Raw genomic sequence first — 14,319 nt, forward strand, 5'->3', positions numbered from 1 at the left:
GGACGGGTTGCGCTGGCGTGCAGCCGCTGGCGCCTACTTGATGAAGTTGTATTGCAGGCTGCCCTGCACCCGGACGGTGTCGCCGCGCGCGCCGCCCTGCTGTTCCAGCCGCCCGTACAGCAGTTCCATGCCCATGGTCCACGAGGGGGCCGGGCTCCAGATCAGGTTGAACACCCCGTAGCGGCTCTGCCGGAAGGCGTCGGCGGCCAGCGCCGCGTTACGTTCCAGGGTCAGCTGGCCGACGATCAGGTTCGAGCGCCACAGTGGCGACCAGTAGTGGGTGTAGCCGACAAAGCCCCCGTGCAGGTCCAGGGCATCCAGACGGCCCTCGGCATCCACCACGGCATCCAGGCCCGACCCGGTGAGGTCGGCGGTGTATCGGCTGAGGCCGCGGCCACCCAGCGCACCGAACAGCAGCAGATCACGTTCGCCCACCGAGGCCGAGCCGCTCAGCTGCAGGCCTCCGGCCATGCGCCGGTCACGCTCGCCCTCACCGTCGTAGGCCAGGCTGCGCGCCACCGCGCCCAGCTGCAGGTGGCCCCAGTCGCGCTCCATGCGCGCGGTTACCGTGACATCGGGCAGGCGGTTCACCGCGGTGCGTTCATCACTGGCACCGGCCAGTTCGGTCTCCGGGTCTTCGGCGGCGATAGTCAGGGTGTTGCCCTTGCCCATCGTGAAACTGTGATGGATGCCGGCCACCAACAGGTAGCCAGCGCCACCGGGGCCGGCGAAGTCGAGGGTATCGGGCAGGCTGTCGGCATCCATGAAGCTGGAATAGCCATAGCCGGCATAGGTGTTGCCGAGCTGCCCATAGGCATGGCGCAGGCGGAACTGGTAGCCATCACTGCTGCCGAAGAAGTCGTTCTCCAGGTAGAAGCGCAGGTTGCCATGTGTGGTCGGGCGCCGCGCCTCGAAGCTGAAGCGGGTCTGCTTGGCGTGGATGTTGAAGTTGGAGACATCGCGGTGGCTGCCACCCACCGGCATCGAAGAGGGAATGAACTGGTCTTCGTCACCAGCCGCGCGCGAATCGACAATCGCATCCAGCTTGGCGTAGCCGCCGATACGGATCACGGTATCGGTGCCCGGAATCGCGAAGAACCCCTTCAGGTCCGGATCGGTCGGACCAGCGGCGCTGTCCGGTCGCGATGCCGCGGTGGACGGATCGGCCACCGAGTCGCGTTGCGGCAGCACCGGCTGCGCCACGCCCGGCACCTGGGTGCGATGGATGGCATCGGAGGGGCGGCAGTGGCCACGGGCGTCGCCGCCGGTGGCGCAGCCTGCGCTGGTGCAGCATCGCGCTGTTCAAGCCGGTCCAGTCGTTGCTGCATGCCTTCCAGCGCCTGCCGCATGGCAGCGATCTCACGGCGCAACGCCTGTGCATCTTCCGGTTCCCCCTGCTGTGCATACGCTGGCGTGATCGCCAGTGCCGTCAGGCAGGCCAGACTCAGTACCGCCAAGCGCATTGCTTCCTCCCCGGGCGAACAATTGAATCGCGCTGCCCGGCCGCACACAGGTGCCGCCCCGGCCACACGTTGCCGTTGCTGGAAATGCGGGTACTGCGTTGACGGCACCGGCGAGCCTGCCCCTCGCAGGCAACAGGACGATGACACTGCCCCATCTCCACCCATGCCATCACCATCAAGGCCGCGCTGCCAGAGAGGTGGCGACCGCAGCGGTCTGGGTAACAAGCAGAGGGTGAGAGTGTCGTGAATGGCTGTACCGTTGCGCCCGGATGAGGGCGGCCGCGGCGCGGCATGCAGGGCGCGTTGACGCTGTATTCCATGCGTCAAAGGCTAGTGCAGCTGTCGTTTTTGGCCTTGATTGGAATCAAGGCGTAATGCTTGATCTCAGTCACGATTCAGACGTGACCCGCAACAGATTGTGCGCAGGCGGTTGTGTCCGTCAGCCGCACCAAACGCAACGGGCCCGCATGTCGCCATGCGGGCCCGCACTTCAGAGGAAAGCGATGGCGCTGCTCAGCGCGGTCCCAGCACCGTCTGCAGATCGCTCCCCTGTGGCAGGCCGGAGCGACGCTGCACCTGACCCTGGGCATCCTGGAACAGGATGCCAGGCGTTCCCTGGAAGCCCATCTCGATCATCAACACCTGGTTGGCATCGAGCTTGCCGGCGATCTCACGACTGATGCTCGGCAGCGCCTTGATGCCACCCCGGTCGAACTGGCGTTCGTTCTCCAGCAACGCCGCGCTCGGGTCGCGTGCGGCGAGGATGGCAGCCGCCTTGGCAGGGCTGTCTTCGCGGATCACCCCCACCATGATGTGGCGCAGCTGCACCTTGCCGGCATCGACCCACGGTCGCGCTGCTTCCCAGAACTTGTGGCAGTACGGGCAGTTGGCATCACTGAAGGTATAGACCACACGCGGGGCGTCGGCCTTGCCGTCACGCACCCAGGCACTGGCTTCCAGCTTGGTCCAGATCTTGGCCGACATCGGCGCAGCGACCAGTTTCTCCACCGCCTCGGCCGCCACGTCATTGCCCTCGGCATCGAACAGGCTGCCGACCAGCACATTCTTGCCGTCGGCGGTGACATAGGCCGCAGCGGGCTGCTGCCCGCCCACCACGCCGGCGAAGCCGCGCAGCCCGCCCGGTGCATCGAACTCGGCAACGACTTCGAAACCGTGTTTCTCGATGCCCTTCAGCACCGCAGGGCGGTCGCCCTTGGCGGTGGTGGCCGGCGCACCCGCCGCCGGTGCCGCCGCCGTCTTGCCTGGCGGGGTCTGGGCCTGGCTGCAGGCGGCCAACGCCAGCAGAACCGGCAGCAACAGCACCGCCGGTGCGGTACGCAGGGAAGTGGACAACATGGGAACTCCGTAGTGAGATGCTCGCGCAGGCTACCGCAGCCGGCGCAGTTTGTGTTCAAGACCGGCCGCGGTCAGTTCGCCCAGGTGCAGCTCGCGCAGGCGCCCATCCTTGTCGAAGAACAGCGTGGAAGGATAAGCCTGCACCCCCAGCGCGGTGGATGCCGAAGCGGAGTCGTCCAGCAGCAGGTTGCCCAGCGCCAGCCGCTCTGCGGCGATGAATTCCCGGACCTCGTCCGCGGTTTCACCCTGGTTGAGAAACACGAACTGCACGCCTGCGTGAGCCTGCTGCGCTGCGGCCAGCACCGGCATCTCGCGCCTGCAGGGCCCGCACCAGCTGGCCCACAGATTGAGCACCACCGGTGCGCCCCGGAACTGCTGCAGATCGATCGACCGCCCCTGCAGGTCCACCACCTGCACCGCAGGGAGTGGCATCCGCTGTTGCTGCCAGACCGCCAACAGATGGCTGCCACCTGCCCAGAACGCCACCCCCAGCAACGCACCGGCCAGCACCGGAACACGCAGAACACGCCATGGACGCAGCCGCCAGAGGCCCCACAGAAGGCCCGCGGCCAATACCACGACAAGATGATAGCCACCGTCGGCGATCTGCAGGATGCTCCACGGCGCCTGGCGATAGAGCCCGAAATTCAGTACGACGAAACTGATCCGCCCGCACAGCAGGCCGATCAGCAGCATGTCCAGCACCATGCTTGCCGCCGAAGGCGGCGTCGCTTCGCCCTTGCGGCGCGGCCATAGATGCGCCACCACCATGGCCAGCAATGCACCCAGCAGTATCACCACCACCGGCATCGGTACCGGTCCAATACTCGACATCTGCCACCTGTTCACTCGTGTGCTGACTGCATCGTCGAAGCGCCGTGCCCAGGTTGCAAGTGCAGCGTCCGCTCCACGCCTTCCGCATCAGGCCGCACTGCGTCGCATCTGCGCGCCGGCCGCAGGTTGCAGTCCGCGCAGGCTGCCGGCCACCGAGGGCATCAGCGGACGCTCGCGCCGCTTGTGGTTGACCAGGCGGCGATAGTTGGCCGGTGTCATGCCTACGATGCGAAGGAACAGTCGTCGGAATGCACTCTGATCGGCATACCCCACACCCCACGCCACTTCATCGATGCCCGCCCCCTGCTGCAGCAGCGTCTGCGCCTTGGCGATGCGCAGGCGTTGGCAGTACTCGATGGGGCGCAGACCGGTGGCCCTGAGGAAGCGCCGCTGCAACGTACGTGGCTCCAGCCCTGACACTTCGCAGATCGCACTCAACGTGGCCCCGCGCGCGGCGGTGGTATGCAGCCAACGCTGCGCCTTCAGCACATCGCGATCGCCATGGGCGAAATTGGCACTGAAGCGCTCCAGGTCCTGCTGGATCCCCGCCGGAACGGTAACCCCCAGCTGCTGGGCCACGGCATTGGCCACCCCCTGGCCGTGCAGACGATAGAGCAGGCGCAGGCCAAGGAACCGCCAGGCCTGACTGCCCGCGACGGTCAGCAGATCGCCATCGTCGACCAGTGCACGCTCGCTCGGCACCCAGCTGGCCGCCTGCCCCTGCAGACCGGCGTGACGGCCGCAATCCAGCGCACAGATGGTGCGGCCGGCCAGCAGCCCGGCGCGCGCCAGCACGCTGACGCCATCGCCTGCGGCGGCCAGCAGGCTGCCGCCGTCGTAATGCGCGCGCAGCCAGTCCAGCAGGATCTCGTCGGCGCGCAGGCAGACCCCCTGGCTGATCTGGCCCGGTACAGCGACCACGCCAGGAATGTCCGCATCGAGGATCTCCGCGCCGGCGATGCGATGCACCCCGGTCTGGCTGGCCGGCACGATCCAGCGCGTCACCACGACGCGCTTGAACGGTCGCCGCTGCTGGTGGGCAAGCCGGTTGGCCACATGGGCCATCTCAGTCAGCACCGAGGCCGCAGATGGGTCTCCTCCGGGATACTCCACCACCCCCACCTCGACGAATCCTTCGTTCCTGAATCCTTCCACAGCCCCCCCTCCTCGCTTCGTTGCAGGCCATCGCGCGGCCAGTTCAGGCGCAGGGTAGGAACTGCTCCAGCAGCGGGGCTATGAAGAAAGTTGCAAAGTAGGCTGAATGCGGCGCAGGGACGTCCCTTGACCCTGGAGCGGACTCAAGACTCCACAATGGGCGTCAGCATCCGCAGGAATCCGCCATGAACATTGGTCAACTGGCACGCCAGGCCGGCGTACCGATCGATACGGTGCGCTATTACGAGCGCCAGCAGCTGCTGCCCCCGGCAGCACGCTCAGCCGGGGGCTATCGCATCTTCGGCGAGCCTGACCTGCGTCGCCTGCGCTTCATCCGCCGCGCCAAGGCGCTGGGCTTCAGCCTGGAGGAGATTGGCGAACTGCTGGCCCTCAGCGACCAGCACCGGCATGACATGGGCAGCGTGCGCGACACGGCGCAGGCACGCCTGCGCGACATCGCACAACGGATGGCGGAACTGCAACGCATGCATGCGGCCCTGTCGCAGCTGGTTGAGGCCTGCCCCGGTCATGGCACGCTGGATCAATGCCCGATCCTGGCTGCCCTGACCGATGGCAACGCATGAGCGCAGAGGCATGACATCGCCTTCGCGATCGACGTGAAGAAAAGTGCAACAAATGCTTGCCAACCCCCTGGGGCAAGGCTATTATTTCGCTCCTCAGCGACGTGGGGCCATAGCTCAGCTGGGAGAGCGCCTGCATGGCATGCAGGAGGTCAGCGGTTCGATCCCGCTTGGCTCCACCAAACTTTCGGCATTAGGCCGTCGAAAGGTCGCAAAGAACATTGATGAGATCTGCGTCCCCATCGTCTAGAGGCCTAGGACATCACCCTTTCACGGTGGCGACCGGGGTTCGAATCCCCGTGGGGACGCCACTCATCACGAACAACGAGGACCCGGCCGATAACCGGGTCTTTTTTGTTCACCGCCTACCGGCATTCAGGTTGTGGCGTTGCGGTTCCCCTGCCCTCGTGGCCGCGGTTGAACCGGAACGAAAAAAGTTCAAAAAAAGCTTCCACAAACGTGAACACGCAGGTATGATAGGCGGCTCGGTAACACGGGGCCATAGCTCAGCTGGGAGAGCGCCTGCATGGCATGCAGGAGGTCAGCGGTTCGATCCCGCTTGGCTCCACCACTTTCGACATTAGGCCGTCGAAAGTTCTACAACTTGAAGTTTTTCGTGCGTCCCCATCGTCTAGAGGCCTAGGACATCACCCTTTCACGGTGGCGACCGGGGTTCGAATCCCCGTGGGGACGCCAGTTTCAAAACGGACTCTGCTCCCGGCAGATCATCCGTAGTTTCATCGGGGCCATAGCTCAGCTGGGAGAGCGCCTGCATGGCATGCAGGAGGTCAGCGGTTCGATCCCGCTTGGCTCCACCACTTCGACATTAGGCCGTCGAGGTTCTACAACTTGAAGTTTTCGTGCGTCCCCATCGTCTAGAGGCCTAGGACATCACCCTTTCACGGTGGCGACCGGGGTTCGAATCCCCGTGGGGACGCCAATTCTTGAAAACCCCGGTTTCGACCGGGGTTTTTCTTTGTCTGCGATTCATGGGAAGGCGCCATCACGCCTCAGAACCGGCGATACATCCCGATCGAGGCCGGCGCGGTCGGCGCGAAACCAAACTGCGCATACAGCCGGTGCGCCTCACCGTCGGCCAGGAGACTGACGTACGCCGACGGCGGCAGGTTCGCCTGCATCCATGCATCGAGCCGTCGCATCACGTCCTTGCCCAGGCCCTGCCCCTGCAACCGCGGCAGCACCGCGATATCGCAGACCTGCAGATGGCAGCCGCCATCGCCGACGATGCGCCCCATCGCCACCAGTTCACTCCCTTGATAGGCACACACACCGAACAGGGTATTGGGCAGCGCGCGCTCGGCCGCTTCCCGGCTCTTGGCACTGAGGCCGGCAAGCACACGCAGCTGGCAGTAGTCTTCGACCGTGGGCACGGCCTCGCGGAACTGGCAGGCGACAGAATCGTTCATGCACTCTCTCCAAAGGGTCAGGCTATCCTGCCGCATCCGCGTCGCAGCCGCTGCGACCCACACCGGCAGAGTCCCCATGTGCTATTCCGCCCTGATCCGCGCCGACTACGCCAAGCTGGTGCGTGAATTCGGCGCCGTCCTCTCGCTGGAGGAATTTGCCGAACTGTACGCACATGATCCCGGCAAGAAGCGCCCGAAGACCCCCAAAGCCATGGACGATGGCTTTGCCGGCGCACGCACCGAGCAGGGCCGCGACATCCTCGCCAAGATCCAGCAATGGCATGCGCAGGAGCGACAGCAACTGGAGACCGAGCTGGCCCGCCAGCGCGAGCGCCGCGACATCGCCCATGCCACCCTTGCCACGCGCCCCACCCAGAAGGCGCGCAACGACCTGCGCGTGGCCGGCAATCGCATCGAGCGCGCGCAGGCAAGGCTCGAAGACCTGCACCGGGTGCAGCTGCTGCCGCGCGACAACCGCATCTTTCCCGGCACCTACGCGCCGGTGATGGTCTGCGAGCACGGCCAGCGGGTGATCAAGCCGATGCGCTATCAATGCCGGCTCCCGGACAAGCCCGCGCGCAACGACGTGCTCTATCCCGGCACCTACAACGCCCGCCGCGACAGCCTGGAAGGCTACTGGCGCGGCGCCTTCGGCCTGCGCCACGGTGTCGTGGTGGTCAGCGCGTTCTATGAGCACGTGCCCCGCCACGCGATGGCCGGGCGCACACTGGGCACGGACGAGAAAGAGCAGGATGTGGTGCTGGAGTTCCGTCCCGATCCACCGCGCGACCTGCTGCTGGCCTGCCTGTGGGCGGAATGGGACGGCCCGGAGGGACGCCTGCTCTCATTTGCCACGATCACCGATGCGCCGCCCAGCGATGTCGCCGCTGCCGGACATGATCGCGGCGTCGTGCCGATCCGCAGGGAACACCTGGATGCCTGGCTCAATCCCGACCCGGATGACCTTACGCGCCAGTACCGCATCCTCGACGACCGCGAGGAGATCCACTACGTCTACGAGGAAGCGGGCTGAGCGCCGCGCAAAGATGAAAAACCCCGCCTGGGCGGGGTTCCTGGATCACGGGTTGCCGCCGCACATCGCCTCTTCGCAGAACGCCTGTTCCTGCAGGCACTGCTCGACCTCACCGCCCCGTGCGATGCAGCTCTTGTAGAGCTGGAAACAGGGCTGGCCACACCACGCGGCCGACGCCGTACCACCAAAGACCGCCATCGAAAGGACACCGGCGGCAACCATGCGCTTGATCCACTTCTTCATGCCACGCTCCTTGTAGGCCTGAGCATTCAGGCCCCGCCAGCATACCTGCCTGGCGAAACGGACGTGTCCGCTCAGGCCTTGACGCTGGAACGACCGACCGCGCGCACCAGTGCCTGGAACAGGTCGGCCGACAGATAGGGCTTGACCAGCAGCACGCCGCTGCGCATCGATTCGGGAATCTGCTCGGCCAGCATGCCGGTGGCCAGCACGAAGGGAACGCCGCATGCCAACAACGCAGCCGCCACCGGTTCGCTGGTTTCGTTGCGGGCCAGACGATAATCGAGCAGGGCCACGTCCGGGCGCGATTCCGACAACAGCTGCAGGGCTTCGGACACGCTTGCCGCCAGCCCGACCACGGTCGCACCAGCATGCACCAGCTGCATCTGCAGCAGGGCCGCACTCATCTCGTCATTCTCGACCACCAGCACCCTCAGGTCCTGCAACGCTGTCATCGGCTACCGCTCCTGGAGGTATTCAAGCCGCCGCAGTATAGCCACCATAGAGCCTATACCGACAGAAAGCGCCCTGATCGGCCTTCCCTCTATGAAAGCCCTGCCGACCTCGGTTACACTCGCACGCTGCCTGCCGGTGTGGCGGAATGGTATACGCAGCTGACTCAAAATCAGCCGGGGGTAACCCCATGAAGGTTCGAGTCCTTTCACCGGCACCACTGCATCAAAGGCCAGGTCCCCGACCTGGCCTTTTGCATATGCAGGGCCCGACGCCGCCCCCGGGCGCGATGCGGATGAACCGAACGCGTCATCCCGCTGAAATACCCGCCTTCTGCTGACAACGTTGCCAGTGAACGAAGTTCACACTTTTCTTGCCAGCCTCACCCGCATCTGCCTATCGTGACCGCAGCCGGAGCTGGGGGCGGGGGAATGCATGACGTTGCGTGCCGCATTGTTGTTCCTGGTTACGCACGCGCTTGTCATCGGCCTGATCGGCCCTGAAGACCCGGTCGGCTCCTACCTGATGCTGATGGCCGCTCCGCTGCTGGCGGCGCTGGCCTGCGCCGGGCGCGCGCGACGCAGCCAGGCCGCCTGCAAGTGGCGCCTGCTCGGCGTTGCCGTCAGTCTGTTCTCATTGGCCCTGCTGGCCCTGCTGTACCGCAGGATGGCCGGTCTGGGGCCTGCACAGATGATGCTGTCAACGCTGGTTCTGTACGTGTTCTACCGGGTCCCGCTGACCTATGTGGCGGCCAGCCCGGGTGGCGGCAACCGCTGCATCCGCGCGGTGGACCTTGCGATCATTGCTCTGCTTTGGCTGCTGTACTTCATGCATACGCGGGCGCTGGCGCACCTGAACACCGCGCTGTGGATGCAGAGCCTGAGCACCCTGAGCATGGTGCAGAACAGCCTGGTGTTCTGCTTCGCGCTCATCCGCTTCCTGGCTGAGGACAATCCCGACCGCCGCGACTTCTTCCGGACACTTTCGATCTACGCGCTGGGCTACTTTCTGCTGGCGCTGTACATCAACACGGTGCAGCCCCGGGCACCCGACGGAGGGTGGACCGACCTGCTGATCAGCGGCCTGTTCGTGCTGCTGGCGGTGATGGCCGGCAGCACCCGGCGCTGGCCGGCGGTGGCTGTGCCGCGCGATCTGCGCCGCGTCGTCGATGCCGGGGTCCCGCTGATGCTGCCGCTGCTGCTGATGATGGTGGCCCTGCTGGTCGCCCGCCTGCAGCCGGTCCTGGCGACGGTGGGCTTCATCGGTGCCATGCTCGGTTACGCCCTGCGCAGCGTGCTGACCCAGGTCGAGATCCAGCGCCAGCGCGATGAGCTGGAACTGCTGGCCCGGCGCGATCCCCTGACCGGGCTGGGCAACCGCCGCAGCTTCGATGAGTCACTGGCCGGCGCTCATCGCCGTGCGCGCCGTCAGGGCCTGGGACTGGCGGTGCTGATGATCGACATCGATCACTTCAAACGGCTCAACGACACCTACGGACATCCGGAAGGCGACCGGCGGCTGCGGGCCGTTGCGGCGATCCTCGAGGGCTGCCTGCAGCGTGGCGACGATCTGCTGGCCCGCTACGGCGGCGAGGAATTCGTCGCTGCCCTGCCCTCGCCCGACACTGCCCACGCAGAGCAGACAGGTGAGCGGCTGCGTGCCGCCGTGGCAGCCGCCGCGCTGCCGGCCGCCGAGGACAGCGTGACGATCAGCATCGGCGTGGCCTGGCAGCCCCCTGGCGCGGAGACCGCGCCGGGTGATCTGGTCGACCGCGCCGACCAGGCCCTTTACCGCGCCAAGCACGCTGGCCGCAACTGCGTGCGTACCGCCACGGCGGCCGCTGACGAACGCTCCGACCGTCGTGCCTAGACCGCGCGCAGGACGGCGCCGCCCTGCGGATGGGCGCTGCTGCCCTGCACGCGGAAACCGGCAACGGTCTGCAGCAGCTGTGCCGACTGCTCCTCCATGCTGCGTGCCGCCGCCGAGGCCTCTTCCACCAGCGCCGCATTCTGCTGGGTACCCTGGTCGATCAGATCGACCGCATGATTCATCTGCTGGATGTCGTCGCTCTGCTGCTGCGAGGCGGTACTGATCTCGCTCATCAGATCACTGACCCGGCGCACGTTGGTCACGATTTCGTCCATGGTGCGGCCAGCGCTTTCGACCTGGGCGGTGCCGGCCCCCACATTGGCGACCGACGCATCGATCAGCTGCTTGATCTCCTTGGCCGCGCTGGCCGAACGCTGCGACAGTTCGCGGATCTCGGTGGCGACCACGGCAAAGCCACGGCCGTGCTCGCCCGCGCGTGCCGCCTCCACTGCGGCATTCAGCGCCAGGATGTTGGTCTGGAAGGCGATGCCGTCGATCACCCCGATGATGTCGACGATGCGCCGCGAGGACGCATTGATCACCGCCATCGTCTCCACCACCTCGTGCACCACGCTGCCACCGCGCGCAGCGACCTCGGCGGCGCCACCGGCCAGCTGGCTGGCCTGGCGTGCGTTGGCGGCGGTGCGCTGCACGGTGTCGGCCAGGCCCTTCATCGACACGGCGGTCTCCTCCAGCGACGCCGCCTGCTGCTCGGTGCGCTGCGACAGGTCGCTGTTGCCCTGGGCAATTTCGGTCGCGCCCACGGCGATGGTGTCGGCGGCGAACTTGATCTGGCTGATGATCGCGGCCATCGCCTCCACCAGCGAATTCACGCCCTCGCACAGTTCACTGATCGGGCCCTGCGTGCCGGCCGTGGCCACGCGCCGGGTCAGATCGCCCTGCTTGGCCGCGGCCACCACTTCGCGGGTCTGCGCCACGGCACGCTGCATGGCCTGGTTTTCATGCACCTGCGCGGTGATGTCGGTGGCGTACTTGACGACCTTGAACGGCTTGCCGTTGAGGTCGAGGATCGGGTTGTACGAGGCCTGGATCCAGACTTCGCGACCGCCCTTGCCCAGCCGCCGGTACTGGCCGGCATCGTATTCGCCGCGCCCGAGCTTTTCCCAGAACTGGCGGTACTCGGCGCTGCTGCGAAATTCGGGTTCAACGAACAGCGAATGATGTTGGCCACGCACCTCGTCCAGGCTGTAACCGGTGGTGGCCAGGAAGTTGTCGTTGGCTGACAGGATGCGCCCGTCCAGGCTGAACTCGATCACCGCCTGCGACTTGCCGATCGCGGCCAGCTGCCCTGCCGAATCGGCCGCCTGCAGCTTCTGCGCGGTGATATCGGTAGCGAACTTGACCACCTTGTACGGGCGCCCCTGGCGATCCAGCACCGGGTTGTACGAGGCCTGGATCCAGATTTCGCGTTGGCCCTTGCCGAAGCGGCGGTACTGCCCGGCATCGAACTCGCCACGCCCCAGCCGCGTCCAGAAGTCGCGGTATTCGGCGCTGCGCGCCTGCTCCGGGTCGACAAACAGGGAATGATGCTTGCCCTGGATCTCCTCCAGCCGATAGCCCACCGCCTGCAGGAAATTGTCATTGGCCTGCAGAATGGTGCCGTCGAGCGCGAACTCGATGACCGCCTGCACCCGATGCAGGGCCGCCACCTGGGCTTCCAGTTCGGAGCGATCGTTCGCTGCCGACTCGGTGCTGGCGCGATGCGGCGGGGCCAAGGCGCCCAGCAGCGCGCGCCACGGCGACCAACGGGTATGCAGCTCGGCCGGCGCCTGCGCGCCCGCCGTGAAGCCTGGAATGAGCATTGTCTGATCCTCGGTGTCCGACAAAGGGTTGCGACCCGACGGGCGGGATGCCCGGCGGCAACTTCAGTTGCTAAGGACTACAGGTGCCGGATGGCACCCCTCGAGCGGCTGGCAAGAACGTCTGGTGCGGGTGCGATCGGCATCTGGAAGCGGCGGAACACACAGCGCGGGCCGCCCATCGGGGGCAGCCTGGGGTCCTGCAGCGGGCGACTGGAGCGGGATCCAGAGGGGATATCGGCGTTGTTGCGGGTGGCTTTAGCCGAATTAGGCGACGCCGGTCGCATCTTCCGGTGCTGCTGCGGGAATGCGGTAGACAACCGCGACATACTTCACAGCTTGCTCACGTGCGACCGGGGCGCCGCCGAGGGATTCGGCCAAGCGCCGGCTGCGCGTGTTCTGCTCGGCCACCGGGTAGCGGAACGCAGCACAGTGCAGCCGCCGGGACGCGTGCGCCCACACCGCCGCCACGGCTTCACGGCCGTAGCCCTGCCCATGCATCGCTTCGGCGATCCAGATGCCCAGCTCCGGTTCCGCATCACCGGTACGATGCAGACCCGCCAGGCCGAGAAACGCCTCATCCTCGTGCCGGCGGATCGCGAACGTGATGTCGCTCGCGTCGGCGATGGTGGGCAACCACGCCTGCCAGACGGCAGCAAAGGCCTGCTCCGATACCGGCGGTTCGAACGCCATGTAGCGGGTCAGCCCCGGCGTGATCGCGGCAAACGCCTGGTCGGCATCGGCCGGGGTGAACGGCCGAAGGCGCAGCCGCCGGCTGTTGATGATCCAGTCGTCAGTGGGCATGTCCAGCTTCGTCACGGTCAATACCCACAGCCTCGCCTGCAACGCCGATGCAGTTCAAGCACAAAAGGTTTGCATGACCAACGGGAGATTCCCCGGCACACGAAAGTGGCCAGCATGCAGCGGACTGCAGGACGTCCATTGACACGGAGATCGCATGTTCCCACGCCTGGCCAGCTTCCTGATCCTGGGCTTGTGCAGCACCGGCACGTTCGCTGCCGATGCCACCTATCGGCCAGACTTCCACCCCGACCAGCTGAAGGGGCCGCCCCCAGGCCGTCCCAACCAGGTGCTGGTGCTGGGCAGCCCGCATCTGTCCGGCCTGCCGAAAACCTTCACACCGGACATCCTGCAGCCGCTGCTGGAGCCTCTGCTCCAGCGCCTGCAGGCCTGGCAGCCCAATGCCATCGCCGTGGAGAACCTGTCCGGCCTGCAGTGCGATTTCATGCGGCGCAACCCGACCCGTTACGCCGAAAGCGTCGAGACCTACTGCATCGACCCGGCGCCTGCGCGGGCCGCTACCGGGCTGGATGTGCCCACAGCCAATGCCGAAATGGAGCGCCTGCTCGCGCAATGGCCGGATACGCCGACGCCGGCGCAGCGCCGCCGGCTGGCCGCCGTGTGCCTGGCCGCAGGCGAGCACGGGTCGGCGTTGGTGCAATGGCTGCGCCTGCCCCCGCAGGAGCGCCGCGCCGCCGACAGCCTGACCCCGGAACTGGTGCAGTTCCTCGACAAGCGCATGACACGCCGCGACGAGGCCGGCATGATCGCTGCTGTACTGGCCGCGCGCCTGGGCCTGGAGCGGCTGTGGCAGGTGGATGACCACACCGCCGATACGCCCACGGCCAAGGACAAGGAAAAGGCCTATGGTGCGGCCCTGCAGGCGGCCTGGGACAATCCGGCAACCACGGCACGCTTCGCCGCCGATGAGGTGCTGTACGCCAACCTGGCCAAGCCCGGCGGAATGCTCGCGCTCTATCGCGACTACAACGCCCCGGGAACGGCCATGACTGTCTACCGCAGCGACTTCGGCGCTGCCCTGGTCGAGCCGTCCACCGAAGGGTTCGGCCGCAGCTATGTCGGCTACTGGGAAACCCGCAACCTGCGCATGGTGGCCAACATGCGCGACGTGCTCGGCCAGCACCCCGGCAGCCGCATGCTGACCATCGTCGGCGCCTCGCACAAGGGCTACTACGAGGCCTACCTCAACCAGATGCACGATGTGCAGCTGGTCAGTGCGGACGCAGTATTGCAGTGAGTGGGATAGGTGCCGGCCGCGTGCCGGCA

The 14,319-nt window shown here is 66.4% G+C and carries 12 protein-coding genes, 7 tRNA genes and 1 pseudogene; 11 read left to right on the plus strand and 9 right to left on the minus strand.

The window, feature by feature from the left end; all coding sequences use genetic code 11:
* Nucleotides 1-33 precede the first annotated feature (33 nt).
* The 4 genes and pseudogenes from AC5YGJ_RS09195 to AC5YGJ_RS09210 form a co-directional block, all read right to left on the minus strand.
* Nucleotides 34-1,463, minus strand: a pseudogene (locus AC5YGJ_RS09195) (DcaP family trimeric outer membrane transporter).
* A 513-nt stretch (nt 1,464-1,976) separates the two neighbouring features.
* Nucleotides 1,977-2,819, minus strand: a complete 843-nt coding sequence (dsbG, locus tag AC5YGJ_RS09200; RefSeq protein ID WP_249843671.1) for a thiol:disulfide interchange protein DsbG — start codon at nt 2,817-2,819, stop codon at nt 1,977-1,979.
* Between the two features lie 30 nt (nt 2,820-2,849).
* Entirely contained in the window at nt 2,850-3,653 is an 804-nt protein-coding gene (locus AC5YGJ_RS09205; RefSeq protein WP_496186336.1) for a redoxin family protein, read from the minus strand.
* Nucleotides 3,654-3,740: 87 nt separating this feature from the next.
* Nucleotides 3,741-4,808, minus strand: a complete 1,068-nt coding sequence (locus AC5YGJ_RS09210) for a GlxA family transcriptional regulator (protein WP_249843669.1) — start codon at nt 4,806-4,808, stop codon at nt 3,741-3,743.
* Nucleotides 4,809-4,993: 185 nt separating this feature from the next.
* Between AC5YGJ_RS09210 and AC5YGJ_RS09215 the strand changes: the two genes are divergently transcribed.
* From AC5YGJ_RS09215 to AC5YGJ_RS09245, 7 genes are all read left to right on the plus strand, one after another.
* Complete coding sequence (locus tag AC5YGJ_RS09215; RefSeq protein WP_249843668.1) at nt 4,994-5,392, plus strand: heavy metal-responsive transcriptional regulator; 399 nt, start codon at nt 4,994-4,996, stop codon at nt 5,390-5,392.
* 103 nt (nt 5,393-5,495) lie between these two features.
* A tRNA-Ala gene (locus tag AC5YGJ_RS09220) sits at nt 5,496-5,571 on the plus strand.
* Between the two features lie 53 nt (nt 5,572-5,624).
* Nucleotides 5,625-5,700 (plus strand) — tRNA-Glu (locus tag AC5YGJ_RS09225).
* Between the two features lie 184 nt (nt 5,701-5,884).
* Nucleotides 5,885-5,960 (plus strand) — tRNA-Ala (locus AC5YGJ_RS09230).
* A 49-nt stretch (nt 5,961-6,009) separates the two neighbouring features.
* Nucleotides 6,010-6,085 (plus strand) — tRNA-Glu (locus AC5YGJ_RS09235).
* A 46-nt stretch (nt 6,086-6,131) separates the two neighbouring features.
* A tRNA-Ala gene (locus AC5YGJ_RS09240) sits at nt 6,132-6,207 on the plus strand.
* A 46-nt stretch (nt 6,208-6,253) separates the two neighbouring features.
* Nucleotides 6,254-6,329, plus strand: a tRNA-Glu gene (locus AC5YGJ_RS09245).
* 70 nt (nt 6,330-6,399) lie between these two features.
* Here the strand turns inward: AC5YGJ_RS09245 and AC5YGJ_RS09250 are convergent.
* Nucleotides 6,400-6,816 carry a GNAT family N-acetyltransferase gene (locus tag AC5YGJ_RS09250; RefSeq protein ID WP_249843667.1) on the minus strand — a complete coding sequence of 139 codons (417 nt, stop codon included), beginning with the start codon at nt 6,814-6,816 and terminating at the stop codon, nt 6,400-6,402.
* Nucleotides 6,817-6,892: 76 nt separating this feature from the next.
* Between AC5YGJ_RS09250 and AC5YGJ_RS09255 the strand changes: the two genes are divergently transcribed.
* Complete coding sequence (locus AC5YGJ_RS09255) at nt 6,893-7,849, plus strand: SOS response-associated peptidase family protein (protein ID WP_309339747.1); 957 nt, start codon at nt 6,893-6,895, stop codon at nt 7,847-7,849.
* Between the two features lie 45 nt (nt 7,850-7,894).
* On the opposite strand, the gene AC5YGJ_RS09260 is transcribed toward AC5YGJ_RS09255, so the two are convergent.
* Nucleotides 7,895-8,092 (minus strand): hypothetical protein, encoded by a 198-nt coding sequence (locus AC5YGJ_RS09260; protein WP_010484956.1) that lies wholly within the window; start codon nt 8,090-8,092, stop codon nt 7,895-7,897.
* Nucleotides 8,093-8,163: 71 nt separating this feature from the next.
* Complete coding sequence (locus AC5YGJ_RS09265) at nt 8,164-8,544, minus strand: response regulator (RefSeq protein ID WP_249843665.1); 381 nt, start codon at nt 8,542-8,544, stop codon at nt 8,164-8,166.
* 132 nt (nt 8,545-8,676) lie between these two features.
* Here AC5YGJ_RS09265 and AC5YGJ_RS09270 point away from each other — a divergent pair.
* Together AC5YGJ_RS09270 and AC5YGJ_RS09275 are read left to right on the plus strand one after the other, a co-directional pair.
* Nucleotides 8,677-8,762: transfer RNA gene (locus tag AC5YGJ_RS09270), tRNA-Leu, on the plus strand.
* Between the two features lie 215 nt (nt 8,763-8,977).
* Nucleotides 8,978-10,411, plus strand: a complete 1,434-nt coding sequence (locus AC5YGJ_RS09275; protein WP_496186337.1) for a GGDEF domain-containing protein — start codon at nt 8,978-8,980, stop codon at nt 10,409-10,411.
* Here AC5YGJ_RS09275 and AC5YGJ_RS09280 read toward each other — a convergent pair.
* Together AC5YGJ_RS09280 and AC5YGJ_RS09285 are read right to left on the minus strand one after the other, a co-directional pair.
* Complete coding sequence (locus AC5YGJ_RS09280; RefSeq protein ID WP_496186338.1) at nt 10,408-12,234, minus strand: methyl-accepting chemotaxis protein; 1,827 nt, start codon at nt 12,232-12,234, stop codon at nt 10,408-10,410. The two genes, AC5YGJ_RS09275 and AC5YGJ_RS09280, sit on opposite strands and share 4 nt — an antisense overlap.
* A gap of 264 nt (nt 12,235-12,498) precedes the next feature.
* Complete coding sequence (locus AC5YGJ_RS09285; protein ID WP_496186339.1) at nt 12,499-13,035, minus strand: GNAT family N-acetyltransferase; 537 nt, start codon at nt 13,033-13,035, stop codon at nt 12,499-12,501.
* 154 nt (nt 13,036-13,189) lie between these two features.
* Here AC5YGJ_RS09285 and AC5YGJ_RS09290 point away from each other — a divergent pair, with 154 nt between their 5' ends.
* Nucleotides 13,190-14,290 carry a DUF5694 domain-containing protein gene (locus AC5YGJ_RS09290; RefSeq protein WP_496186340.1) on the plus strand — a complete coding sequence of 367 codons (1,101 nt, stop codon included), beginning with the start codon at nt 13,190-13,192 and terminating at the stop codon, nt 14,288-14,290.
* Nucleotides 14,291-14,319 lie beyond the last annotated feature (29 nt).

It is taken from the genome of Stenotrophomonas sp. CS3K5 (assembly GCF_059515225.1).